General features: G+C 52.6%; 21 protein-coding genes and 1 pseudogene. 11 read left to right on the forward strand and 11 right to left on the reverse strand.

The features are described from left to right. Positions 1-281: 281 nt before the first annotated feature. Positions 282-1,011, reverse strand: a pseudogene (locus GFD32_RS08960) (transposase). Positions 1,012-1,382: 371 nt separating this feature from the next. Between GFD32_RS08960 and GFD32_RS08965 the strand changes: the two are divergent. Further along, a complete protein-coding gene (locus GFD32_RS08965; RefSeq protein WP_163576217.1) occupies positions 1,383-2,612 on the forward strand; it encodes an O-succinylhomoserine sulfhydrylase in 1,230 nt (409 codons plus the stop codon). A gap of 175 nt (positions 2,613-2,787) precedes the next feature. Here GFD32_RS08965 and GFD32_RS08970 read toward each other — a convergent pair whose 3' ends face one another. Genes GFD32_RS08970 through GFD32_RS08995 form a run of 6 tightly spaced genes read right to left on the reverse strand, consistent with a single transcriptional unit; the run spans position 2,788 to position 9,925 of the window. Beyond that, entirely contained in the window at positions 2,788-4,029 is a 1,242-nt protein-coding gene (locus GFD32_RS08970) for an ATP-grasp domain-containing protein (protein ID WP_163576218.1), read from the reverse strand. Further along, entirely contained in the window at positions 3,983-4,786 is an 804-nt protein-coding gene (locus GFD32_RS08975) for a heme oxygenase-like domain-containing protein (protein ID WP_205599076.1), read from the reverse strand. Before GFD32_RS08975 ends, GFD32_RS08970 begins: the two co-directional genes overlap by 47 nt. Before the next feature lie 53 nt (positions 4,787-4,839). Continuing rightward, on the reverse strand, positions 4,840-5,148 hold the full coding sequence (locus GFD32_RS20120) for a 2Fe-2S iron-sulfur cluster-binding protein (RefSeq protein WP_163576219.1): 309 nt from the start codon (positions 5,146-5,148) through the stop codon (positions 4,840-4,842). 30 nt (positions 5,149-5,178) lie between these two features. Then, entirely contained in the window at positions 5,179-6,093 is a 915-nt protein-coding gene (locus tag GFD32_RS08985) for an EamA family transporter (RefSeq protein ID WP_163576220.1), read from the reverse strand. Next, entirely contained in the window at positions 6,090-7,277 is a 1,188-nt protein-coding gene (locus tag GFD32_RS08990; protein WP_163576221.1) for a hypothetical protein, read from the reverse strand. The genes GFD32_RS08985 and GFD32_RS08990 overlap by 4 nt, the downstream gene beginning before the upstream one ends. A gap of 38 nt (positions 7,278-7,315) precedes the next feature. Beyond that, positions 7,316-9,925, reverse strand: a complete 2,610-nt coding sequence (locus GFD32_RS08995) for an ATP-grasp domain-containing protein (protein WP_163576222.1) — start codon at positions 9,923-9,925, stop codon at positions 7,316-7,318. Positions 9,926-10,169: 244 nt separating this feature from the next. Between GFD32_RS08995 and GFD32_RS09000 the strand changes: the two genes are divergently transcribed. Continuing rightward, complete coding sequence (locus tag GFD32_RS09000; protein ID WP_163576223.1) at positions 10,170-11,609, forward strand: aminotransferase-like domain-containing protein; 1,440 nt, start codon at positions 10,170-10,172, stop codon at positions 11,607-11,609. A gap of 338 nt (positions 11,610-11,947) precedes the next feature. Then, a complete protein-coding gene (locus GFD32_RS09010; RefSeq protein ID WP_240455590.1) occupies positions 11,948-12,922 on the forward strand; it encodes a quinone oxidoreductase family protein in 975 nt (324 codons plus the stop codon). 155 nt (positions 12,923-13,077) lie between these two features. Here GFD32_RS09010 and GFD32_RS09015 read toward each other — a convergent pair whose 3' ends face one another. Next, the gene (locus GFD32_RS09015; RefSeq protein WP_163576224.1) at positions 13,078-14,094 is read right to left on the reverse strand and encodes a Rossmann-fold NAD(P)-binding domain-containing protein; all 1,017 of its coding nucleotides are present in this window, start codon (positions 14,092-14,094) and stop codon (positions 13,078-13,080) included. Between the two features lie 108 nt (positions 14,095-14,202). Between GFD32_RS09015 and GFD32_RS09020 the strand changes: the two genes are divergently transcribed. Together GFD32_RS09020 and GFD32_RS09025 are read left to right on the forward strand one after the other, a co-directional pair. Next, positions 14,203-14,829, forward strand: a complete 627-nt coding sequence (locus tag GFD32_RS09020; RefSeq protein WP_205599077.1) for a TetR/AcrR family transcriptional regulator — start codon at positions 14,203-14,205, stop codon at positions 14,827-14,829. A 227-nt stretch (positions 14,830-15,056) separates the two neighbouring features. Beyond that, a complete protein-coding gene (locus tag GFD32_RS09025) occupies positions 15,057-15,692 on the forward strand; it encodes a virulence RhuM family protein (protein ID WP_205599078.1) in 636 nt (211 codons plus the stop codon). Here GFD32_RS09025 and GFD32_RS09030 read toward each other — a convergent pair. Then, complete coding sequence (locus GFD32_RS09030) at positions 15,628-17,253, reverse strand: ABC-F family ATP-binding cassette domain-containing protein (protein WP_163576225.1); 1,626 nt, start codon at positions 17,251-17,253, stop codon at positions 15,628-15,630. The genes GFD32_RS09025 and GFD32_RS09030 overlap by 65 nt on opposite strands. Before the next feature lie 174 nt (positions 17,254-17,427). Here GFD32_RS09030 and GFD32_RS09035 point away from each other — a divergent pair, with 174 nt between their 5' ends. Then, the gene (locus GFD32_RS09035) at positions 17,428-17,832 is read left to right on the forward strand and encodes a GFA family protein (protein WP_163576226.1); all 405 of its coding nucleotides are present in this window, start codon (positions 17,428-17,430) and stop codon (positions 17,830-17,832) included. Between the two features lie 52 nt (positions 17,833-17,884). Here GFD32_RS09035 and GFD32_RS09040 read toward each other — a convergent pair whose 3' ends face one another. Continuing rightward, positions 17,885-18,529, reverse strand: coding sequence for a DsbA family oxidoreductase (locus GFD32_RS09040; RefSeq protein WP_163576227.1), 645 nt, complete (start codon positions 18,527-18,529; stop codon positions 17,885-17,887). 216 nt (positions 18,530-18,745) lie between these two features. On the opposite strand from GFD32_RS09040, the gene GFD32_RS09045 reads away from it, so the two are divergent. From GFD32_RS09045 to GFD32_RS09065, 5 genes are all read left to right on the forward strand, one after another. Beyond that, positions 18,746-19,078 carry a DUF427 domain-containing protein gene (locus GFD32_RS09045; RefSeq protein WP_163576228.1) on the forward strand — a complete coding sequence of 111 codons (333 nt, stop codon included), beginning with the start codon at positions 18,746-18,748 and terminating at the stop codon, positions 19,076-19,078. A 599-nt stretch (positions 19,079-19,677) separates the two neighbouring features. Then, positions 19,678-20,886: a hypothetical protein gene (locus tag GFD32_RS09050; protein ID WP_163576229.1), complete on the forward strand. Its 1,209-nt coding sequence runs from the start codon at positions 19,678-19,680 to the stop codon at positions 20,884-20,886. A gap of 110 nt (positions 20,887-20,996) precedes the next feature. Beyond that, positions 20,997-21,332: a hypothetical protein gene (locus tag GFD32_RS09055; RefSeq protein WP_163576230.1), complete on the forward strand. Its 336-nt coding sequence runs from the start codon at positions 20,997-20,999 to the stop codon at positions 21,330-21,332. Between the two features lie 125 nt (positions 21,333-21,457). Next, positions 21,458-22,465, forward strand: coding sequence for a PIN domain-containing protein (locus tag GFD32_RS09060; protein ID WP_163576231.1), 1,008 nt, complete (start codon positions 21,458-21,460; stop codon positions 22,463-22,465). 65 nt (positions 22,466-22,530) lie between these two features. Then, positions 22,531-23,217, forward strand: a complete 687-nt coding sequence (locus GFD32_RS09065) for a hypothetical protein (RefSeq protein ID WP_163576232.1) — start codon at positions 22,531-22,533, stop codon at positions 23,215-23,217. Positions 23,218-23,429: 212 nt separating this feature from the next. Here GFD32_RS09065 and GFD32_RS09070 read toward each other — a convergent pair. Next, the coding region (locus GFD32_RS09070; RefSeq protein WP_240455591.1) for a LysR substrate-binding domain-containing protein at positions 23,430-24,170 on the reverse strand (741 nt) is incomplete at its 5' end.

The raw sequence follows: 24,170 nt of genomic DNA on the forward strand, positions 1-24,170 counted from the left end.
CCCGCCTCATTCATCAGGGTGCCGTATGAGGGGGTTGAACCAAGGGGGTGCCGGTATCGACCCACTTCAACGTCGTGCGGCCGCTGGGTAGTCGGTTGACCTATACCCGACTTGGCTTTTGGCCGGCCTTTTTATAGCTTTTAGGAATCAATGTCGATCACCGGCACAGCCGTGGCCGTCGACCTCCATGGTGGTCGCCTTGCCTGCTGCGTGGTGGGACGTGGTGATGCCGAAGATCAGACCAGAGCCGTCAGCCGAGGTAGTCCCTTCAGCAAGGTGGGCTACCATTTGTCGGCGGCATCGCCGAGGTGCACGGTGATGCGCCGGGCGTGTACCGTCAGCGTGGCCGCGACCTTGAGCACCTGTTCGCGCATCCGCTTCAGGCTCCACCCCTGGAGCGCCTGGCTCTCCAGCAGGCGCCTCAGTTCATGCAGAACCTGGTAGGCGTAGAGGCTCAGCAGCAGGCTCACCTCGTTGCGGGCCATAACGTCCTGGACGGTGGAGGCGCCACGATCGGTCGACGAGAGATGCACGTCCAACGCCGACTTCACCTCACCCATGTGCGCTTCGGCGCTGCCGCGCTTGCGGTAGAGCGCCAGGATCCTCTCCGGCGGCCAGTCGAACTTGCCGAGGTTGGTGACCAGGGAGAAGGCATGCAGCAGCAGATCATCGGGGTGTTCCTGCACCACCAGCACCACGCGTCGCGGCGCAGCGTGGTGGTATCGCTGAGATCGATCCAGCTCATGGCACGTTGCAACACACGGTGTGCAGCTGACTGGCCAGAGAGTGGCGGATACGCAGCGGGTGGCGCGGGTCGACCAGGTTGTCCTCCAGCGCCTCGATCACTCCGCTGTTGTCGAGGGCGTCACGCAGCAGCAGAGCACCGCTGTCGCTGGTGGTGCGATGGCCGTCGAGCTCAACGCGGATAGACCCGTTGCAGGACGGAATCCAGGGAGATACGCTTTCACCCATAGCGGATGGTCCTCTGGAATCAGGTTCTTGGCGGAACACACTGATTTCTCTAGAGAATACCATCCGCTATCTTCGTTTTCAGGCTGCCCTCATGAATAAGCCGGGATAAGATCAGAGATATTAAATTGGCAGTTGCAGATTCAAAATGTGTCCGCTCTGACTTGACGAGAACATTGTCGAGTGAGTGGCTCGCATCAGTATGATGGTGGCTCGGTCTTCAGAAGATAGGAGGCGATAGCAGTGAGGCATAGCAATACCATACCGGATGGATCAGGAGTTGCACTTCATCATTGAAACCGTCCATTATATGGGTTGAATGCAGTTTCTGAGCACAATGCCGCTTCTGCATGAGTGATGGGGCTTCGTGATAGTTTGATCTGAGAAATTGAAAAACAGGAGTAATATGCCATATGGATGATGATAAAAAGGGAGATAAAAAGTCAGCCAAGACGTTACATCATAACACCTTGGCAGTCAGAAGCTCAGTTGAGCGGAGTCAATTTGGAGAAAATTCAGAAGCCTTGTTCCTCACTAGCGGCTATGTGCAGCCAACAGCTGAAACTTCAGCTCGGCGTTTTTCCGGGGATGAAGAAGGGTTTACATATGGACGTTATGGCAACCCAACAGTAGCAAGCTTTGAAAAGCGGCTAGCTGACCTTGAAGGTGCAGAAGCATGCATCTCAACTGCCTCAGGGATGTCTGCGATTTTAATGATGTGTTTAGGGCTTCTGAAGTCTGGAGATCATATTGTTTGCTCACAATCAATGTTCGGCTCCACTATCAAATTGATAGGAACTGATTTGGCAAAATTCGGGGTGGAGTCAACCTTTGTTCCACAAGCTGACACTGACGCATGGAGAAATGCAGTTAAGCCAAATAGCAAACTATTATTTGCTGAAACGCCAACGAATCCGCTCACCACACTATGTGATATCCAGCAACTAGCAAGCCTTGCAAGAGACGCTGGAGCATTACTTTGCGTCGATAATTGCTTTGCGACTCCTGTTCTACAGCGCCCTCTATCCTTAGGTGCTGACATTGTGATGCACTCCGGGACTAAGTATCTTGATGGCCAAGGGCGTGTTATGGCTGGAGCGCTATGCACTAAAGAAGAAATCATTAGAAACTCTCTTACTCCCACGCTAAAAAGTTCAGGCATGACATTAGCACCCTTCAACGCATGGGTGGTTTTAAAGGGGCTGGAGACTCTCGACATCAGAATGACAGCCCAGGCAAGCAGGGCTCTATCTCTGGCAAAGTGGTTAGAAGAGCATCCGGCAGTGAAGAGAGTATATTACCCTGGGTTATCTAGCCATCCACAGCACGAGCTGGCTATGGCACAGCAAAATGGTTCTGGCGGTGCAATATTGTCATTTGAAGTGCGGGCCGAATGTGCGACGCAAGCAAGAGCGCGGGCGTTTTATGTGTTAGACATGCTAACAACTTTATCATTGTGTACAAACCTTGGGGATACGAAGACTCTTTTATCTCACCCAGCAAGCACATCACACGGACGACTAACTGAAGAGCAGCGGCAAATGGCTGGTATAACGCAAGGGTTAATACGAGTGTCTGTGGGGTTGGAGTATTTAGAAGATATAAAAGAAGACATCAGCCGGGGGTTGGATAGCTTTACTTAGAGTGAATGGAATATTAAGCGGAAACCGTTCGTGGACTTTGTGTCGGGGAGTATCGAGGAAGAAGGCTAGTTGTACACTTACCGAACTCTTCCTTTACTATTTCTCATCGGCGGCTAAGATTAAATAGAGCGCAGGGCCAATCCGCCCTGCGCAACCTTCAAACTCACGGAAAACACTATGATACTTCTTGAAACAGCTCTTCAATTACCTTAACGCCTCTCAGATGAGAGTCAGAAGATATGCTTCCAGTACAGGGGTTATGCTCCTCCGCATAACTAATCGAACCCGGCCTGTCAGGATGGATGTTGATGTTTAGGGAAACAATTTCAGGGAACTTGTCTTTCAATATCTGAAGGCTCTTCGTTGAGGTGTTGAAAGAAGCTGATGGAACTACAAACCAACCATAGCACTTTCTTTCCTTCCGGATATTTGGCGGTCTGTATTTATCACCCAGAATGGATAATCGTACTTCTTCTTGCATCAAGTTAATACCTAGCGCTCTTTCTGTGCATTCAACAACTCCAGCGCCGCCCGCGCGATTACCAACCTCTAAAAAGACCATCCCATGTTCTCCTTGCACCCCCTCTAAATGAAAGGCACCATTGTTTATTCCCACGGCCTTAATGCAGCGTTCGACCCAGTCAAAATACTCGTGATCATCAGCTAATTGAACTGAACCCAAAGGGTGCCCGTTAGCAAAATCCAGGCAGTTTCCCACATAATGGCTGCCTAAGAAGAATTTAATCACCCCGCCAACAACCAATCCATCAAAGTGATAGATATCACCATCCACAAACTCTTCCGCAATATAGGGCTCGTTATTGCCAATAGATGAGATTAGCTCATCATCTAAAAATAACTCCTCTCTCGTTTTCAGCATTCTCGTGTTTTCACTAGAGGCCCCTTTGGCTGGCTTTATTATAAACTTGTGGAAGTCAAAGTTATTCTCATTCAGATCTTCTCGAGATGAGATTGCAATGCTTTTGGCTATAGGGATGTTAGCTTTTTCCACGCTTCTTTTCATTTGCCTTTTGTCACGACAACGATAAACAGATTGCAAGCGCTCGTTTCCCCTCTTAGCCTCCATTGATAGCGATGACCTTATGATTTCTGCGGCTATCAAGTTATATTCAGATAGGGCTATTACTTTGTCTGGGTTGATCTTGTTTCTTATAACCTCCCCTATAACTTCTTCAGTGTAATCCTTGCAGGGGACATATATTTTTTTATGCCTTAAGTTAGTAGGGATGTCGTTACCTTGGTTTGTTATTACATAATGCACATCATGTAGATCATGGTCTATGACTTCATGATACCGTACCTTTTGGTACGGTATCCGGTGGAGTATTATGATTGACATCGTTCTCAATTCAGGCGATGGCATTTCCACTATCCTTAATACCTTCTTTGATATCATCACCATTCATAAACATCATAAGTAGTTTCTTGAAATTGTCGAAATAAACAAAAACAGCTCTTTTGTCATTTTCGGTTTTAATTAATTTCGAAAGACATTCCCACACCATCGTAGGGTGATCATGATTGATGTCTGTATAAGCGTGAGCTCTTTGGCCGATGACCATCGGCTCTGATAATAGTTTAGAGAGAATATCAACTCTATTCATTTCCATCTTCACATTAACATATTCAACCAAGTATGAGTAAGAGACAACGCCTAATGGCCCTTCATGTTCTAGAAGGTACGCGAAATATCCTACTAATAATTTTGTTTCAAGGGAAGGTTCATACTGATTGATAACTGAGATGTCTACACCGGAATTCACCAAGTCATCTAAGAACATCTCGTCGTGAGTCATCTCGTCTGCTTCATATTCAGCCCAAATTTTTGCAGCATCGGGGCTCGTTTTAGCTATCTGAGAAATAGCCTTACTTTCTATAACTCTTAATAAACGGATGCGGTACGCAGTTTCGAGCAACCCACGGCGGTATACATCCCAATCAAAGTCTTCGAGTTTCTCAGGGAGGTGTGCCGAAGCTACATCTCGCTGCCACTCTTTTATTTGCTCATCAATATAAGCATCGCACTCAGCGCGGAAATCTTCAGCTTCTCGCATTGAAAGACATCCATTATCCCGCTGAATCCCAAACCCCTTACAACGTACAGGACTAATTTTATCAGCACTTTCAAGTTTGGACTTGGTTGTATAAGACATAGCCACTAAGGTCTCCAAGTAATGGTTTTAAAATATCCGCAACTACTAGCAATCTACCTTTTCCCCCCTTTATATTGATTGCATGTTCTCACTCTCAGCGACCCATAAGCATGCGTTTGGCACGCTAGTCGAGTGTTGTCAGTATCATGGCCTAATCGCATCAAAAAATCTGATTCCTCTTTGCTTGGGGAAGAAGCATTCTCTCCCCCCTCGATTATTTGTATCCGACAGCTCCCACAAATTCCTTGCTTACATCTAAAAGGAATTGCCCCAGGGTTGTCCACGGCAAGCCTGAGAAAGCTACTGCCATTCGGGAGTTCTAGCCTTTCACCATCGACATCAACACCAATAAAATTATCCATAAGTGCCTCCTTGTTTTCGTTAACACCTCCTTACTGCGATTTTATGTCTCTATATTTCCCCCTTGTGAAATATTTGAGATTGTTGACAGAAAGAAGCGCTAACCCAATGATAACTAACGCCGAACCAACAATCTCTCCTGATGAAAGAACCTCTTGGTAAAGTAACCAACCAAAAAACAACCCAGAGATCGGAACTAACAAGGAATATGGAGCCACATTTGATAACCCATACCGTGAGATTGAGTATGACCATATCCCATATCCGAGCAAAGTTGTTGCGAATGCTTGGAAAAATATTGAAGCCCATCCTTTCATTGTTGGGAGTGAGAAGCCTGAAATGTAACCAATATATGTGGTTGTGCCTTCGCCGGATTGACTTAGAAGCATGACAGCCCCAAAAGGGATTGGAACAAAAAGGCTGGACCAGACAATAAAGCCAACCACATTATCGGGCTTGTAGGATTTGATGATCATATTGCATATGGTCCAAAAGCCAGCAGAGAGAAATACTAAAGCCACTCCAAATGAAGAGACGGCATTTCCTTTGTTAAAGACGACCGTTGCAAAACCAAGAAAAGCAATCCCGATTCCTACTTTTTTTACCAGAGTGAATGGCTCCGCATATTTCAATAAACCTGCAATTACGGTTAGGAAAGCACTTAGTTGTAATAGAAGGGAGGCATGGCCAGCTGGCGTGCCAAGAGCGACGGACAAGTTAACAAGCCCCCACACCCCAGCCCCAAATAAAATACCGTATAGGGCTAAGACCCCTAATTTCACATTTGGTCTCTTAACAAAGAAGATCAAGGGAAATGCTGTGAAGAAAAAACGAAGCGCTGTCATTGTGGCTGGATCAATATCTTCTATCCCCCATCGGATCACAACAAAGTTAAAACCCCATAGCAAAGCGACAAGAACCACTAATAATCGTGACGTAAAATTCATCGAAGCGCTCCCAACAATCTTCCAAATGTGGCATGGCCTATCCAGTGGCCATATCCCTCTCTAACCTCAAGCCTTCCCTTCTCTTCAAGCGCCATCAACTCCATCTTCATATACCTGTCAACTGGAACCATGAAATCTTGAGGGTCGACATAAATTAATGTTGGCACAACCTCCATCAATTTAGTTAGCCGTTCCGTATCTAGGACAGGCAAAGAAAAATTGAAATCTATATCAAGGAGGGTTGTGGATTGAAGGCAATCCTCCATTGCGTACTTCATTATAACGGCTTCATCGGGCATCCATACTGAATAGTTAACTTGCTTCATAGATTCCAATGTTGCTTTATAAATGTTTCCCCCGGGGCAAAAATATTGTGATCCGACTACAAAGTTGATCAAATCCTGAGAGCCAGTTTGGCAATATTTTTCAAGCCTTGAGTCATCAAAGCCATTCAAATCGGCAATATGTTTTTCAATAGTCTTTTCTATCACCCCTATAGGGTGCGATGGATGTGAAATAAGTTTTGACAATTGGTGCTTAAGCAAGTCGCCCACCCCAAGGGCATCACCCCTATCCACTACTTTCTTAAGCGTTGGTGAATCTGCAAGTGTTTTTCTTAGTAGTTTTGTCCTGTGGAAGAGCTTTTGTCTTCTGTGGAGCACAAATGATCCGGGGTCGTCTATGCCAAGAAAAGGACTTCCTAAAGCTAAGTACTTTGGGGTAAAGTATTCCGCTAGCTGATCGTCGAGTAAGCATAGAAGAGCCTGAGTACCAAAGCTTTGCGCAAAAACGCCATAGTCATACTTATACAAATACTGTTCTATGACCTCTTTGTATACCTTAGAGTAGGCAGCTGGGCTATGGCTATCAATTATTTTTCTAATGCTTTTTTTCTCGCCCCCCTCTTCTTTGCTCATTTCTTTGAAGCGCGTAAGGGTTAGTTCTTCTTTTTGGTCTATTAAAATGATGTTAGTGTACCTAAGGAGGTTTTCTAGTGAACGAAATCCCCCGTAAATAGTGTCAAGAATGTATGGGTCACAGCTAAGGTTTGGCCCCCCATGCAGATATAGCATGTACTTATCACTAGGAGCAGAGCTGCTAATTAGTTCATAACCTTTTTTGCCGCATATTTCAAAATTGTATATGTCTACATTAAGCCCGGTCTTAGACGTAAAATTATCCATCACTTTTATACCTCGTCAGCAAAGCTGTTGGCTCAGGCTTATCCAAGAATTTTATTGGAGACAAGGTCATCCCAGGAGTCTAGAGTCTCGCGACACCACATTTCGTAAAAGTCTTTAAGTAGGCTTTCTAGATGTATTTCTAACTCGCATTGGAAGCTGATGGTCATCATAAAGCCATGTCCATCAATTGGCTGATGGCTGAAAGCATGGCCATCGTTGACCAAGAAATTAGGCCGACTATGCTTAGGCCTTGAATTAACTGGAACTTCTAGCTCGTCCCAAACAGCACCGACGAGCTTATCAAGCGCGGATAATACGACAGTGTGACCAAGATGCTTCCCAATGGGCCCCGGTAACATCAATAACCCAGATCGCCTTTTGGGAGGAGGAGAATATAAACTAGCCACTTCACCCGTTGTGGCTGAATATATCCATTTGTCATATAGGTCAACATCATAGCTGTTCTTGATTAGCTCCCATATTTTCATGCCTCCTGGGCGACGATTTGGCTCAACCACATAAGCGTTACCTGTCTCACTGCAGATCATTATTTCATTATGGAAAGCACCAATGTATTGTCCTGTTAGCTTATTCGCCAAAGAACTCGCTTCGGTTACTTTTCTGAGCTTTTCTTCTGTTAGGTACGCAGGCAGTACTTGGCCAATCTCCAGTGGGTAAAGACCTCCTGTTGACAGCTTTTTTGTTATAAAACTCAACTCGCCAACTCCATCGACTGAAAACTCTTCAGATGCTTTGATACATTGCTCAGCAATTAGGCCTTGCCCCATATGGCTTTTGTTAAGTGATAAGGCCAAACCTAGATGATCAATTTTATTAGCTTTTACTACTCCGCGATTATTGCCTTCACAGCGTGGCTTTATAACCCAGGTTTCTTGTTCTTTAAATGAGCTATCATTAAGCTCATGTGCATTTAAATATACAGGTCTACTCACCCCTTCAGGTAGCTTTTCTTTGGACTCTGATTCTCTGTATTCCCATTTGTCATGAGAATTCAGAGATAGTTCTGGGTCATCTGTCCATACTCCGAAATGATCCAAAATATATGAGCCAGTAATGATCGCGTCATCTGAAAACACGACACCACCAGTACAGTGAAGCTTGTTTCGTTTTAAAAATTCCACGCCCTCAAAAATAAACGACTTGGATCTGAGGTCTTCAAACTCTGAATTTATGATAAAATCATGGTTTATGGACTTGCCCTTTGTAGTCAAAAGTACTGTTCGTACACCTAGAATAGAGTGGCATTTCTCAGCGATGCTCATAACTTCATCGGAACGGCTTAAGTTATAGTCGATAACTAAGAATACACTCTCTTTGACTTCTTTAGGTCGAATCTCAACATGAAGAAGGCTTTTTGATACCTTTTGGACCTTGTCAAAGAAATTATGCGCTTGTTGAGCGCTATTAGCTGGTGATGTCCAAAGGGCTTGTCCTAAATACTGTTCGGCTCCCTCCATAGATAACTCTTGACCTAGCTTGACAAGTATGTCATATGACGATGGAGGGGGAGAGCATGAACTCAATTTGAGACTTTCGACTCTACCTTTCATCTGTGAAAAATAAACTCTGAACGCTGAGCAAAGGATGTGCTCTTGATCGCTCGCCAAGTCTTTGGATAAAGCATTACTTTTTTTGTTGATTGGTATGTTGTATGGGTCTTTAGTGTCACTTAGTGATGCAATCCATCTGGCTAGAATGTCAGTATTAGCCACATGGTTGGTGCTCTCTACAATAAGAGCACCCCCGGCGCGTGGGTTTATTTCAATTATTTCAAAGTCGTTTTTGGTTTTAATCTTAAGCTCAACATGATAGCAGCCGTACGTTAGGTTGAAAGAGCTAAAAACTGCGTTCAGCCACCTTCTGAAGCAGTTCTCATCAAGCTCAGTGATAGGAGGTGAAACACAAAATGGTTCTGTAGTAGTGAACAAGCCGTGATGGGTTTCAGTCTTTTCATGTAAGGCAAGGATTTGTAAATCACCACCCTCAATTACCACTTCAGCACTTAGTTCGGGACCTTCTACAAAGTCCTCAATGATAAACTCATTTCCACTTACTGCTTCGCCGAGAAGTTTATCAGACTCTAGTTCGCTTTTTATATATGACATATAATAAAGGTCATTTTGGCCTTTTAGCTCTTTGGCCCCCACAGACCCAAGCCCAAAGCGGGGTTTAATAAATGACCTTTCTGCTTGGCCCAAACGTTTAGATATGGTTTTTTCGTCGGCGAGATCAATGCTGACACTGCTAAGCCCCCTTTCCTTTAAGCGAGACCGGACTTTTAGTTTGTCTCGCAAAGTTTTGGCTGTATCTCTGGAGATGTCTTTGAAGCCGTAATGCTCATTCAGGGAGGCCATTAAAGGGCGGTATCCTTCCCATACAGAAATAAACCCTTTTATATTATCTGTGTCTATGTCGTTCTCATTGATAAGGCTGACTACAGTCTCAAATGTTAGATTGCTTTCTGCGGCTTGGTAGGCATACGGGGTGATTGCTAATAGTTTTTCCCACTTGTCGGCATCAGACCTCGAGGACAGTACAATAGACTTCAAGCAGAGCTTTTCAGCTGCTTGAGATAACTTTCCGACAAAGGAGCCGCCTTGGTGGCTAAGTATAATAATATACTTCATGAGATCTCTCGTCCTTGAACTTATTTAAGAAACACGTTTGCTAATAATGACAGGAGACGAGTGATTGCGTGGTGCACGGTGTGTCCCTCCTGATGGTATCGCCCGGATCAGGGTATGGCGTGCAGAGGTATCGATACAGATTCAGTCGTGATGTATTTTTAGATACAGAGGCGGTGAGAAGGTAGGCTGTATCGCTGTTTCGCTCTCACGCTGTATCCTTTTTCGACGTCAAGGATGATGGGTCATGAAGCGCTACGAGCAGGTAGCCGACGAGCTGCGCAGGCGCATCGAGCAGGGGGTGTATCGGGTCGGCGACCGCCTACCTTCAGTACGTGCCCTGTGCCGGGAGTTCGGGGTCAGCATCTCCACCGTCCAGGAGGCTTATCGGCGGCTGGAAGATACGGCGCTGGTCGAGTCGCGCCCCCGCTCGGGCTTCTTTGTATTGCCCCGCCAGACGCTGGCGCAGTTGCCTGCACCGACGCGGCCGGCCCAGCGTCCGCTTGACGTGTCGCAGTGGGATCAGGTACTGGAACTGGTCGGTGTGCCCGGCGACGATGACAGGCTGATGCTGGGGCGTGGTATCCCTGACCTGGAGGCGCCCACGCTCAAGCCACTGCAGCGTCTTCTGACCGGCCTGCACCGGCGCGGCGACGTCTATGGCCACAACTACGATCGACTAGCCGGCAGTCTCGAGCTGCGTCGACAGGTCGCCCGACTGGCCACTGCATCGGGCTGCCTGATGCCTCCTGACGATATCCTGATCACTACCGGTTGCCAGGAGGCACTGGCAATCGCCATCCGCGGCTTGGGGAAGCCCGGCGATGTGGTGGCAGTGGACTCGCCGAGCTTCTACGGCACCCTGCAGATTCTCAAGGCCAATGGCCTGAAAGCGCTGGAAATTCCCACCGACCCGCAAACTGGCATCAGCCTTGAGGCGCTGGAATTAGCGCTCGAGCAGTGGCCGATCTGCGCGATTCAGGTCACCCCGACCTGCAACAATCCGCTTGGCTACACAATGCCAGAGGCCAAGAAGCGTGACTTGGTGCGCCTGGCCCAGCGTTTCGATGTGGCGATCATCGAAGATGATATCTACGGTGATCTAGCCTATCGGCTGCCGCGGCCGAGGACTCTCAAGGCCTTCGACGACGACGGTCGAGTGCTGCTGTGCAGTTCGTTTTCGAAGACACTTTCGCCGGGTCTGCGGGTGGGCTGGATCGCTCCCGGGCGCTATCGCGACCGGGTCACCCACATGAAGTATGTCTCCACCGGTGCCTCGGCGACCCTACCGCAACTGGCAGTGGCAGCCTTCGTCGAACGTGGCCATTACGAACGCCACCTGCGTGAGGTGACTCGCCAATATCAGAACCATCGCAACACCATGCTGGGCTGGATCAAGCGTTGGTTTCCTGCCGGTACTGCGGTCAGTTACCCAGAGGGTGGTTTCCTGCTGTGGCTAGAGATGCCTGCCGGCATTGACTGCGTGGATCTCAACACACGGCTGTCTGGGGCGCGCATCCGTATTGCCCCGGGCTCGTTGTTCTCTGCGTCCGGCAAGTATCGCGACTGTCTGCGGCTTAACTACGCTGCCGGCCTCACGCCGGAAGTCGCCAGGGCAGTGCGCACCGTGGGTGAGACACTAACGGCGATGCTAGCCGAAGATCGGGCCTTGCAGTCCATGTCGTGACGCTCACTGGGGGCATCGCGCTTGCGGTAGAGCGCCAGGATCCTCTCCAGCGCCTCGATCACGCCGCTGTTGTCGAGGGCTTTACGCAGCAGAGCACCGCTGTCGCTGGCCGTCGAGCTCAACGCGGATGGACCCGTTGCAGGACGGAATCCAGGGAGATACGCTTTCACCCATAGCGGATGGTCCTCTGGAATCAGGTTCTTGCCGGAACGCACTGATTTTTAAGGAGGATACCATCCGCTATCTTCGTTTTCAGGCTGCCCTCATGAATGAGCCGGGCTCAAGTGAAGTACGCGTTCAGGCGCTGCGGCGCCGTCAGAATCGGAGGAAGAAGGCCAATGGAAGGAAAGACCATGAAGGCTGCATATTATGAGGTCCCAGGCGGACCGGAGGTCCTGAGCTACACTGAAGTCGAGACTCCGGTTTGTCCCGAGGATGGAGTCCTCCTCCGGGTGGAGGCAATCTCGATCGAGGGGGGCGATCTCATCAATCGGGCAACGGCGGCGCCTCAGGCAGCAGGCCACGTTCCTGGCTATGCGGCCGCGGGCGAGATCGTCGAGGTTGGCGCGAAGGTTCGCGACCGCTTCATCGGGCAAAAGGTGACGTCATTCGACATGGGCGGGTCCCATGCCGAAATGCGCGCCGTGAAGGCCTCGCGGACATGGATCGTGCCGGACGGGTTGCAGATGGCGGCTGCGGCCGCCCTGCCCATCTCGTTCGGAACCGCCCATCACAGCCTGTTCGCGCGCGGCAACCTGGTCGAGGGCGAGACCCTGCTCGTGCAGGGCGGAGCGGGCAGCGTCGGGCTCGCGGCGATCCAACTGGCCCATCGCGCCGGTTCGAAGGTATTGGCAACCGTCTCGGGCGCGGATCGCGCTGCGCGACTGCGGGCTTATGGGCTGGACGCCGCGATCGACCACCGCTCTGAGGATGTGACCGCAGCCGTCATGCGTCTGACCGACGGCCGCGGCGTGGATCTGGTCGTCGATCCCGTCGGCTCCACGCTCGCGGGATCGCTTGCCGCACTCCGGCCCGAGGGCCGTCTGGTTTTCGTCGGCAATGCAGGGCGCGCGTCGCTGGACCTGGACCTCTGGCCCGCCCTGCAGGCCAACCAGACGCTTCTGGGCGTGTTCATGGGCAGCCAGCTCGAAAAGCCCGACGTCCACAGGACGGTCGACGACATGTTGCGCCTGGCCGCCACCGGTGAGCTGGAGGTTCCCATCGATCGACGGTTTTCGCTTTGCGAGGTCGCCGCGGCACATGCCTATGCCGAGGGAAATGCCATTCTGGGCCGGGTCGTCCTTGTCCCTTGATCGGCAAGACCCGGGACCGCCGCGAAGGCATGTGCCCGGGTTGCTGCATTGGGGATCGTTGCCGTAGATGGGAACGGCAACCTTGATCTGGCGCTGGCCACGCCTGGCTGTTTGCTACCGTCGATGACGGTTCGGCAAGGGTGTCGGTAATGGCGTCATGAATAGTGTCGCGCCTCGAGTGCCACTATCTGCCCACCGGCCTGCCGAAACCGTTCCAGGTAGCCCGCCGGCTCGAGCAACTGGTACGGAAAGTAGAGCCCGGCCGGTGTGGGCGGCTTACCGTCGAGCCCGAGGAGGCGTTCGAGCACCAGCGCGACACCCAGCCCCGTCAGCGGCATCTGTCCATCGGGATGAATCACCGCATGGCGCGAGCGCCGCGGTTGCCCGGCGTGGTCCTCCCCGGCGAGTTCGATCAGGATCTCGGTGGACATCGGCTCGCCGCGACGGCGGCTGGAACTGACCCCAATGGCCAGGTCGAACTCGACGTTCGGCGCGTCGATAGCGGTGGCGAGGCTAAACACGTCATGGGGCGATAGGGCCGTGGCGTCCATCGCCGTGCCGTCAGCGGCGCGGAAAGTGGCCGCGAGGTCGTCGCCGCGGCGCCATACCCAGGCACCCTGCCGGCGCACCTGCACGGCGGGAATGGCCTGCGTCTGACGCTCCAGGTCGTCGAAGGAGGCGGGGCCACCTTCGTCCTGCTCATCCAGCACGGCGCCGAGGCGAATCGCGTCGACATGACGAAACGTCTTGGCGAACTCGAGCGTGGGAATCGTCGTCGCCCCGACCAGCCATTCGGTCCCCAGGATCACCGGTGCAGCGTTCGGGCGATGCATGTAGGCCGCGACCTCGGGGCCGGTTTCGTACATGGCGGGGGAGATGCTGATGAAGGGCACCCCGTGTCGTTGGGCGAAGCGTAGCGCGGCGGTGGTCGTGTCCGTGAAGAAGATCGCGATGGCCCCGATGGGGCGTCCGCCGAGTCCGAGATCCTCGGCAGCGAGATCGACCGTCGTGCCCTCGGCGTTGCCGATGTCGGCGGCCGCGCGTTGCGCCTTGGCGAGATCGCGACCGCCGATCAGCAAGGGGATATCCGGATGGGCATCGCGCAGCAAGCGAGCGGTGTGGCGGCCGACGATGCCGGCACCGCCGATGAGCAGTATGGGTGCGGCTGACATGGGGAGTCTCCGTGTCGAATGAACAAAACCTACCAAAAGTAGGTTTGGTAACGCTAACCTACTCATGGTAGGTTTTCAACATGCCAAAACACGAAGGAAAGGGCGGCTGTGAAGCGCACGACACCCGAGACAAGAGAGGCAACGCGGGCCCGGCGGCTTTCCGGACCCGAACGGCGGCGCCAGCTGCTGGATACGGCACAGCACATCGTGCGGGAAGAAGGGGCGGACCGGCTCACGCTGGGTCACCTGGCGGCACGTGCCGGGGTATCCAAGCCGGTCGCCTACGATCATTTCGGCACGCGCTCGACGCTGTTGATCGAGCTGTACAGGCTGATCGACCGTCGGCAATCGGACGCGCTGCGCGAGACGTTGACGAGCGAGAAGCGAAGCCTCGAGGAAACCGCCTCGCTGCTGGCAGCAGCCCACGTGCACTGCCATGCCGATACCAGCGGTGAGTGGCATGCCATCGGGGCCGCGCTGACGGGGAGTGAAGAGAAAGAAACGGTCTATCAGGAACTGCTCGACAACTATGTCCAGCTGTTCGCGGCGGCGCTGAAGCCCTATTCCTCACTGACCGACGCGGAGCTCGAACGTCGCTGCGTCGCCTTGATCGGCGCGGGGGATGCGATTTCGGCCGCGATGGTGCGGGGCAACTGCAGCGAGGCCGAAGCGGCGGCAACCTTTGCCTCGCTGATACGTGCTGGGGTTCAGGCGACGACTCGAGAGCCCGTCTAACGACTCATCTCGGCGCTGGCGCCTCGACCGAGCCGGCTATGGGCCAAGTCATGCTTCGGTGCTAGGCTGACGTTCAATCGGCGCGGGCAAGACCTTCACCGCTCTCACCAGCATCTACCGCCTGCTCAAGCACGCCGGGGCCAAGTGCATGCCGTTCCCGGTGGATACCCGCAACCTGGGCGTGAAAGCACGAGGCGGTTGCGCCGGCATGAACCGCAGGGGGCTGTATGAGTGAGATCGTGATTTTCGAGGATGCCCGCCAGCCGGTGGAGGTCCGACTGGAAGGCGAAACGCTGTGGGCGACCCAGGGCCAGATGGCCGATCTTTTCGACACTTCGACGGATAATATCGGGCTGCACCTCAAGAACATCTATTCAGAGGGGGAGCTGGATGAGTCGGCAACTACCGAGGAATCCTCGGTAGTTCGACAGGAAGGCAACCGCCAGGTCCGCCGCCGGCTCAAGCACTACAACCTCGATGCGGTGATCTCCGTGGGCTACCGGGTCAGTTCCCGGCGCGCCACCCGCTTCCGCCAGTGGGCTACCCGCGTCCTCCGCGAGCACCTGACTCAGGGCTACAGCCTCAACGAGCACCGCCTGGCCCAGCAGGGCCTCACCGAGCTGGAGCAGGCTGTGGAGCTGCTCGGCCAGACGCTCACCCGGCAAGAGCTGGTATCGGACCTGGGCCAGGAGGTGGTGAGCCTGATCCTGGGTTACGCCCGCACTTGGCGGCTGCTGCAGGATTACGACGAGAACGCGCTGGGCGTGCCTCCGGCGGCTGCTTTCCTTGCCGTGAGAATCAGTCGGATGATCGGAGTGGCTCCAACCGCCAGCCTTGCTCAGTGGCAAGCAGGCGATCCGTGAGTTCGAGGTTATCCAGGAAGGCGTCATCATGCGACACCACGATCAATGTACCCCGGTAGCTACGCAAAAGGGTTTCCAGCGCCTGAGCCGAGGGCAAATCCAGGTGGTTGTTCGGCTCGTCGAGCAACAGCAACTGCGGGGGCGTATCGGCGTAGAGTAGACAAGCGAGGGCTGCCTTCAACCGTTCACCTCCGCTCAGCGCGCCACTGGGTGTTGCGATTTTCTGCGCATCGAGCCCCAACTGCGCCAGGCGCATGCGCTGTTCCGCCTCGGTCGCCGTGCGATTGGTCGAGCGTAACTGGTCGAGCACGGTCTTTTCCGGATCCAGGCTCTCCAGTTTCTGGTCCAGATAGGCCCTTTCGGGAGTCACCTGGCAGGCCCCGGCCAAGGGCTCGACCCTGCCGGCCATCACGCGCAGCAACGTGGATTTTCCACAGCCGTTGGGGCCGACGACCCCGATGCGCGGCTGCCCGCTGACGATCAGGCTGATGCGGCGGGTGGCTCCCGATACGTAAGGCAGTTCCACGTCATCCAACTCGGCCACACGACGCTTCGCTGCCTGCGCGATGGGGATGTCATGTAGGGCGATTGGCGCCTCATCTTCGACATGCTGCGCGGCGTCTCTCACGCGCTCGTTGAGTTGTGCCAAGCTAGCAGCCTGGTTCTTGCGCAGCGCGCCCGATGAGACTTCGCTGCGCTCTTTCTGCCTATCCAGCAACACCTTGGCTTGATTGGCCTCCTTGCCTTGTCGATTGCCGCGCGCCTGACGCCGCTCCTGGCGTTCCATCTGCTTGCGCATCGCTCGTGCCTGGCGCTGACGTTCGAGTTTGCGCTCAGCCAGCGTCTCCAGGGCGCTCTGTCGCTCGTGTGCCTTGGCCGCGGCATAGAACGAGTAATTGCCCCCGTAGCCGCGCAGCCCCAGGGAAGACAACTCCACGATACGCTCCATGGATTCCAGCAATTGCCGGTCATGACTGACCACTATCAGCCCACGCGGCCAGCGTCGCAGTTGTTCGATCAACGCCTGCCGGTTCGGCCGGTCGAGATGGTTGCTCGGCTCATCGAGAATCAGGAAGTCCGCCCCCGAGAGCATGGCGCCAATCAGGGAGATTCGCATCGCCTCGCCGCCGCTAAGCACGCTCGCAGGCGTCTCGGCGTCAAGGTGACCCAACCCATTGTGCTCCAGCTCCAGGCGGAGGCGCGTGGGAATGTCCCAGTCATCGCCTACGGCATCGAAATCCTGCGGTGCCGTACTGCCCGACTCGATGCGCGCCAGCGCATCCAGCGTATGCTTGACTCCCGCCAGGTCTGCCACTGTGGCGTCATCGGCCTGCACCACTTGCTGGGCGAGGTAATGCACGCTGCCGGCACGCCGACAGTGCCCGGTGGTGGGCTGCAACGAGCCGGCCAGGATGCGTGCCAGCAAAGTCTTGCCCACGCCATTGCGTCCCACCAGCCCCGTCGAGCGCCTGTCGAACCGCTCTTGAAGGCCGGAGAAAAGCACTCTGCCATCCGGCAGAACGAGGGACACGTCTTGAAGTACGAGATGGATGTTCGTCATGCGTCATTCCTGCGATGCCAAGCACTCCCCCTGCGGCAGGGGCCGGTGGAGACTGGCCGTCATAACGACGGCGGCATCAATGGCGCATTGGACGAACACCTCTTAGGGAAGGGATTGACTGCCGACTATACTGCACCGGCCATCTGCCCGAAAACCCGACCGGGAGAAATGCCGATGCACAAGGGAAGCTGTCTGTGTGGCAAGGTTCGCTACGAAATCAGCGGTGAGATCGATGAAGTCTCGCTATGTCACTGCCAGCAGTGCCGGAAGGCCCAGGGCTCGGCCTTCGTTGCCGTGGCGCCCATACGTTCGGCCGATTTTCGCATCACCCAGGGCGCGGAATACCTCAAGGAGTACCGCGCCACGCCGGGCAAGGCGCGGGTGTTCTGCGCCGAATGCGGCAGCCCGCTCTACAGCGCCCGCGACGACCTGCCCGAAGCCAAACGGCTGCGGCTGGGCACCCTGGATACGCCGATAGCGCCCAGCAAGCGCTACCACGCCTGGGTCTCGTCCCAGGCCGAATGGTTCGAGTTCGATGACGAGCTGCCCAGGTACCCAGAAGCCGCGCCGAAGCGCTGATTCCCGGCGCTAGCCTAGCGTCGGCTATCGGTCACCGGAGGGATTGGAACGCTCAGACGGTTCCTCCACAACGCTCGAGAATCGCCTGGCGCAGTGTCTCGGGTGGTTGGGCGCCCGCCAGACCGACGGTATCGTCGATGATGAAGGTGGGTACACCGCTCACACCCAGGCGCCGCGCCTCGTCGAGGGCGGCTCTTACCTCGCGCCGGCCCTGGTCGCCCGCCAGGAAGGCGGGGAGGTCGATATCCGCCAGCCCGCCGTCTCGGGCAGCGTTGGCCAGTACTGCGCTGTCGCCGATGTCCTGCCCCTCGACGAAGTAGCACCGGAAGAGCGCGTCGACCACGGCCGACTGGACGCCATGTTTCCCGGCGAGCCAGATCAGCCGGTGGGCATCGAAGGTGTTGGGCGTTCGTGTCATGCGTTCATGGTGAATCTCGAGACCGGCCTGGGCGGCAGCGGCCTCTACCTGGGCGTCGAGCGCCTGGGAGCGCTCCCACGAGCCGAACTTGGCGGTGCGATAGTCGCGCCGCGATAACCCCTCGGCGGGCATGTCGGGGTTGAGCTCGAAAGGGTGCCAGGCCACCGATACGCCGACTTCCTCGGGCAGCTCGGCCAGGGCGAGATCGAGGTGGCGCTTGCCGATGAAGCACCATGGGCAGATGGCATCGGAGATCACGGTGATGTCGACGTGGGACATGGTCGCTGAGCCATTGGGTAGGATTCTCTCGAACCCTAGCATCTCCAGGAGCCGTGGTGTGGTGCATCGACGCGGCTTGCCTGGCCATGGGCCACCGCGTTGAGTGTACTGCCCCGGCCATTCCGTTGATCCAGCGCATGGGGCAAAACATCCTTCGGTGCTAGGCTGAATCCAATGACACGATAACGACACAACCCGTACGCAAGGGATGGCACCATGGCACCGGCTTCCTCCGAGCCCCGCATCACCCTGCACCCGCACGACCGCCGGGTGCGTGTCGTCATCGACGGCACCCCGCTTGCCGATACCACCCGCGCCATCGAGCTCCGTGAACGCGGCTATCCGCCACGCCAGTACATTCCCCGCGACGACGTACGCATGGAGCTGCTGACGCCCTCCAAGACGGTGACCCACTGCCCATTCAAGGGCGATGCCGCGTATTTCTCGTTTGGCCAGCACAAGGATGTGGCGTGGAGTTATGAGTTGCCGAAGGAGGGGATTGAAGTGATCGAAGGAAGGTTGGCATTTTATAAGGAGATAGTGGAATGACGGCTATCGACCCAAAGCGGCCGTTCAGGAAAATGCGGCAGGCGTGCGAACCTTGGATATATGGCCTAATGTTGATCAATATCCTTAAGAATCAAAGGCTTTCAGGAGCCTTGGCAGGCTGCATTTTCCGGACAAACGTGCCGGCACGTTCACCCAATCATAGAGCGCGCCGAATAGATGCTTAACAGTTAAGAACCAAGACTTCCTAGGGGGAAATAAAAGTGCCTCTCTTCGTTAAAAAGGTTTATTCGAAAGAAGATGGTGTATGGCTGTATGGCTGTATGGCTATGATCTTGGAACTGACACCTACCTTGGCAATAGGTACGTCGTGACGTTTGGTTTAGACTTAGATCAATTTTCCCACAAGGAAGCCCTTATGGAGCTCTATAGCTTTCGAGGTCACATTTACAATTTCAACGATAAGAAAGAATTTTTGAGGGTCTTTAATACGAACCTTTCAGGTCATTTAGATCATTTCAAGAGGTAGGCCAGTAATACTTAACAAGGCCAGGTGCAGCGACGGATTATTCGTTGCGACTTCGCCTACACTACAAAGCCGCGCGTGCTGGCGGCGTTATCACTAAAAAATGGAGGGTGTGTTGTCCTATATAGAAGAAAAAATCAATGAACACCCGTCCCTTTCCAGGGCTGAGGAAGTACGTTCGCTTATTGATGTGCTTGATGAGTTGGGTCTGAGCACAGAAGTTAGGGAGTCATTGCATCGGTTGAGACGCGTCATTGACCTCTTTCTAAGTCAAGTATCATCCGCGGACCCAGAACTCACTTCCTTCCAAGCACTTAAGAGTGCAGATCAGCAGTTTTCGAAAATCAAGCAGGAGCTGGCGCAGTATAAGTCAAATAAAAATGTCAACCATATAACTAATGCGTCTACCGCAGCCGATAGCATTCTTTCCTCTGCGAAAGCATTGTGGGTCCCCGCTATTGACCTTGACCTTGACCAAGTGCGAGACGCAATAAGCTCGTTTCGAAAATCCGTGGGTCAGAATGCCAGATACGCAGAACAAGAACTGGGAGAGACTCGTAAAGCTATAGAGAGCCTGCGAGAGGAAGCTAATGCTCTAAAAGTCTCGATCAAGGAGCAAAAGTCACGCTTAGATTCAGTTGTGAATGAATTTCAATCACAGTTTTCTAAAGCGGAAGAGGCTCGACGCAGTGAAGCTGCTAGCGTACTTAAGGCTGAGGAGGAAAAAATGGAGCAGCTTCGCTCCAGTTATGAGGAAAATTTTGACGCGTCGATAGAAGGCTCCAAAACAAAACTCAATAGTGTCTCAGGGGAATTAAGTGTCAAGGCGGATGGCGTTATATCAGGGCTTGAAAATTTAAAGGAAAAAGCAGAGCGTCTGGTACACGTAATCGCAAACACAGGAATGGTCGGCGGTTACCAACGCGTTGCTAATGAGGAGCGTAGAGTTGGGCGTTTTTGGGATGGCGTTTCCTTACTCTCGTTAGCCGGAATGGTTGGATTTGCAATTTATGCATTTCATGGAACATTCGATGACTTTAATCTAGGGGCGTTTTTGGCGCGGTTTGGTGTTGTTTTAACATTTGCTGCGCTTGCTGGTTATGGAGCAAGACAGGCAGATAAGCATCACAAAGTGGAGAGAAGGAATAGACGCGTTGAGCTTGAGCTCGCGTCCATTGACCCTTTTCTTGCCGAACTTCCAGATGACGAAAAAAATAAAATAAAAGCAGCAGTAGCAGATCGTTTGTTTGCGAGAGAAGATCTTCAAGGCGGGAGTTTTCTTGACGAAGTAAAGAAGAAGCACGAAAGTGAGAAGTCACGGTGAGTCGGTATGAGATGTGCTAACAACAGCGTAAACGCGGACCGGTTTTTCTGCTGGCGCTCCAAAACCGGCCGGTTGCGCTGAATGTTAGGCGTATAAATTGGGAGAGTTAAATGGGCGGAATCAAAGCTGAGGGAAACTCTACTATCATTGCTACTGGTGCAAAAATCACCGGGAACAAAGGTTACGGTGCTAGCGCGGATAGTGGCAGTTTTATAGACGTCGATGGCGCTGATTTGCGAGGCAACACTGAAGGGGCAATCCATTCCAAGGAAAGCATGGTTACAGCAAGAGACGCAAATATCTCTGATAATGGGGAGCCTGAATCTCCTAAACCTAATACCGGTTTGCATCCATGGTATCAGCGGCCTGTAGGTATGATTGGTATTGGACTATTTATTACTATTGTTGGCGGTGTGGTAGTGGCACTGTTAACGGGTGTACTTTGAGCCCGCCTAACCAATCGCGGCAGTTCGCGGCCTGGGCCGCCGGACGCTCGCAAGCTCGCACCGCTGTGCTTGGCGTTAACTTGAGTCGGCTGTAGTGACGAGAGATAAACCAGAATAAGGGCTATATGAACTACATCTTCCTCGATACATGTGTCTTGCTGGATGTTTCCACGAAGAGGAGTGATCTCCCCCTCGTATCTGCACTAGAGGAACTGGTGCGCTCAAACAGTGTGAAGCTGGTCTTAGCCGATCTGGTTATTGAAGAGTATGAGCGAAATAAAGAGAGTGTGGCGAAGAAAACTGCTCAACGATTGTCTCAAGAGTTTAAACAGGTCAAAGCTGTGGTAAATGAGTTTGCTGGTGAAAAGCAAGCCGAGACCATGGAGGTTCTAAATGATATCAATGCAAGGTTGCCGCTTTTGACTGAGGCGAACTACGCAACTATCCATAGAGTTGAAAGGTTAATTGAATCCGCAAAGATCATTCCAATTAGTGACCGTTCTAAAATCGCCGCCGTTCACCGTGGGCTTGAAAAAAGAGCTCCGTTTCATATCAGCAAAAACTCTGTCGCGGATGCTGTCATCATTGAGCAGTTTTTTGAATTTGTGAGCAGCCTCAACAGTAACCATGATACTTGCATTTTTGTTACCCATAATCACAACGACTTTTCCTCGAAAGATCATCGAAATCCGCATGCAGATTTTGACGAGATATTCTCAATATCGAACTCTTTATACTTCAATAATCTAGCCTCAGCTATCGGTCATATTGATCCAGGCTCGCTCGCTGAATTCGAGTTTGAGCATGATTTTACAGAAGAAACTCGGGGTTTGAGAGAAATGTTGGATGCTATGGATGAGCTGGTTGATAAAGTCTGGTACAACCGCCACCAAAATCGTATGTGGGGTATCGAACATGGTGAAATTGAAGTCATACCGGAAGGGACCGAGCGCTATGGCTCAGATGTAATTCATGAGCATATCCTCGAAGGTGCTATCAAGTCAGCCGAACGCGTGGAAGGAAAATATGAAGACACAGGTCCATGGAGTGACTTTGAGTGGGGGATGATCAATGGTAAGTTATCGGCACTGCGTTGGGTATTAGGTGACGAATGGGATATGTTAGACACCTAAAGTTAACAAGGCATTACAACGGACAAGCCGTTGAATACGGTGTTATGCTCTCAAATGGAGGTTAAGTGAAGTACATTAATCACCTATTGCTAGTTGTTGGCGGGTTAAGTGTTTTTCTTGTAGTTAAATCTAGTAATGACGTGCTTTTGTCAAATGGATATGGTACTTTTTTTGGCCGGTTTGTCGTCGGAAATGATATTGTATTCAACCTTTCATCTGGAATGCTGGTTAGTATTTGGTTTTACTTCTTAGTGGTTTTTCTGCCAGAATATTTCAAGAAGAAAAGAATTAAGGAAAACTTCATTTCTGAGTATAGAGAATTCAGAAAACAAATTGTACGGCATATTTTGCACAATAGTTCAGAGCCATATTCGGCAGGGCTTATAGATGAGCTTGCAGATGTCAGAGCGTTTAAAAGGTATTTTCATACTAAAGTCGGCGATAACAAGAACAGATGGTATGTTTTTTCAAATAACTTAGATGGTAAGGCGCTAGAAGAAATATTGCTAGAATTTGAATCCCTAAAAGAATCAGTGATTTTGTTGCTGGTAAATATTGATATTAAAGACGCTGAGGTAGTTTCGTTTCTACATAGGTTAAAGACAATGTCGATTACCTTAAAGGGTGTGCGAGAAGGTGACTATCTAGGTTGCAATGGTTTTTTAAGGCTTTTATGGGAAATGTTGTCTGGCTATACGGTCGACGGTTACAGTGATAGCGATACGTTTGAAAATATTTTAAAAAAAATATAGCGAGTGATTCGGGGCAGGCATTTGACCGAAAGGGATTATTCAAGGCGTGTGTGCTAGGCTAGCTCATAACCATTCACTGCACCGGATGCCAATTCCGCTCACGCTCCATTGCCACCGGTGAGTTCAATGTCACATCAGGCCTTGCTGAACGACCGCTTCTGGCCGCTTCTGGCCGAAACTTGCTGTTCATTACCCTATCCTGAAATGACACTTCATTCCTCGATCCGGAAGTGTCTCTGAATCAGTCTCACCATCGCATCTGCACCGGGCGCATCGGCATTCACTTGCCGCAACATGAGGTGTGAGCCCGGCAAGTCCGGCAATCCCAGCCGGTCCGGGACGCGCTTCACCCCCGTTGGTAGCGTGCTGCGACCCAGTACACCGATGCCAAGGCCGACCCGTATCGCCGCTGCCACGCCGGCAATGCTGTCACTGGTGTAGGCGATGCGCCATTCGCGCCCGGCGACATTCAACTGATCGAGTGCCCATTGCCGCCACCAGCAGGCCTGATCGAAGAGCACCAAGGGCAGCGGGCCTGACGAGGGCATGTCTAGGTCGAGCGTTTCCGACATCACCCACCAGGTGGGGTCGTAACCCAGCAGTTCGCCACGTCGATGTTCCTGATCGGCCACCAGGATGCCTAGATCCAGCGTACCGTCCTCCAGTGACGCTTCGAGTCGCTCGCTGCTGGCACACTGCACGAACAACTCGACGTCTGGCTGGCTGCGCTGGAAGCGGCTCAGCAGGTCGGGCAACTCGCTGCCGGAATACTCCTCGGGAAGGCCGATACGCAGGGGGCCTGCCGAGGCCTCGGCGGTATCGAACAACGTAAACGCTCCAGCAACCACATCTACCGCAGTTGATCGCCACTGATCACACTGGTGACCTCTGATAGACGGGAGGACACCATGAACGAACTGACCTCGACGCAGGCCTTCTGGCTTGGCCATCTG

The organism is Halomonas faecis, from assembly GCF_010993975.1.
In the GTDB taxonomy this organism is placed as follows: Bacteria; Pseudomonadota; Gammaproteobacteria; order Pseudomonadales; family Halomonadaceae; genus Halomonas; species Halomonas faecis.

Coding starts and splice junctions, on each gene's coding strand:
- GFD32_RS08990 (WP_163576221.1), bottom strand. CDS start 7,277: ATGGATAATTTTACGTCTAAGACCGGGCTTAATGTAGACATATACAAT.
- GFD32_RS09040 (WP_163576227.1), bottom strand. CDS start 18,529: ATGTCCCACGTCGACATCACCGTGATCTCCGATGCCATCTGCCCATGG.
- GFD32_RS08995 (WP_163576222.1), bottom strand. CDS start 9,925: ATGAAGTATATTATTATACTTAGCCACCAAGGCGGCTCCTTTGTCGGA.
- GFD32_RS08970 (WP_163576218.1), bottom strand. CDS start 4,029: ATGATATCAAAGAAGGTATTAAGGATAGTGGAAATGCCATCGCCTGAA.
- GFD32_RS09045 (WP_163576228.1), top strand. CDS start 18,746: ATGGCACCGGCTTCCTCCGAGCCCCGCATCACCCTGCACCCGCACGAC.
- GFD32_RS09060 (WP_163576231.1), top strand. CDS start 21,458: ATGAACTACATCTTCCTCGATACATGTGTCTTGCTGGATGTTTCCACG.
- GFD32_RS09035 (WP_163576226.1), top strand. CDS start 17,428: ATGCACAAGGGAAGCTGTCTGTGTGGCAAGGTTCGCTACGAAATCAGC.
- GFD32_RS09015 (WP_163576224.1), bottom strand. CDS start 14,094: ATGTCAGCCGCACCCATACTGCTCATCGGCGGTGCCGGCATCGTCGGC.
- GFD32_RS09025 (WP_205599078.1), top strand. CDS start 15,057: ATGAGTGAGATCGTGATTTTCGAGGATGCCCGCCAGCCGGTGGAGGTC.
- GFD32_RS08985 (WP_163576220.1), bottom strand. CDS start 6,093: ATGAATTTTACGTCACGATTATTAGTGGTTCTTGTCGCTTTGCTATGG.
- GFD32_RS08975 (WP_205599076.1), bottom strand. CDS start 4,786: ATGTCTTATACAACCAAGTCCAAACTTGAAAGTGCTGATAAAATTAGT.
- GFD32_RS09000 (WP_163576223.1), top strand. CDS start 10,170: ATGAAGCGCTACGAGCAGGTAGCCGACGAGCTGCGCAGGCGCATCGAG.
- GFD32_RS20120 (WP_163576219.1), bottom strand. CDS start 5,148: ATGGATAATTTTATTGGTGTTGATGTCGATGGTGAAAGGCTAGAACTC.
- GFD32_RS09010 (WP_240455590.1), top strand. CDS start 11,948: ATGGAAGGAAAGACCATGAAGGCTGCATATTATGAGGTCCCAGGCGGA.
- GFD32_RS09030 (WP_163576225.1), bottom strand. CDS start 17,253: ATGACGAACATCCATCTCGTACTTCAAGACGTGTCCCTCGTTCTGCCG.
- GFD32_RS08965 (WP_163576217.1), top strand. CDS start 1,383: ATGGATGATGATAAAAAGGGAGATAAAAAGTCAGCCAAGACGTTACAT.
- GFD32_RS09055 (WP_163576230.1), top strand. CDS start 20,997: ATGGGCGGAATCAAAGCTGAGGGAAACTCTACTATCATTGCTACTGGT.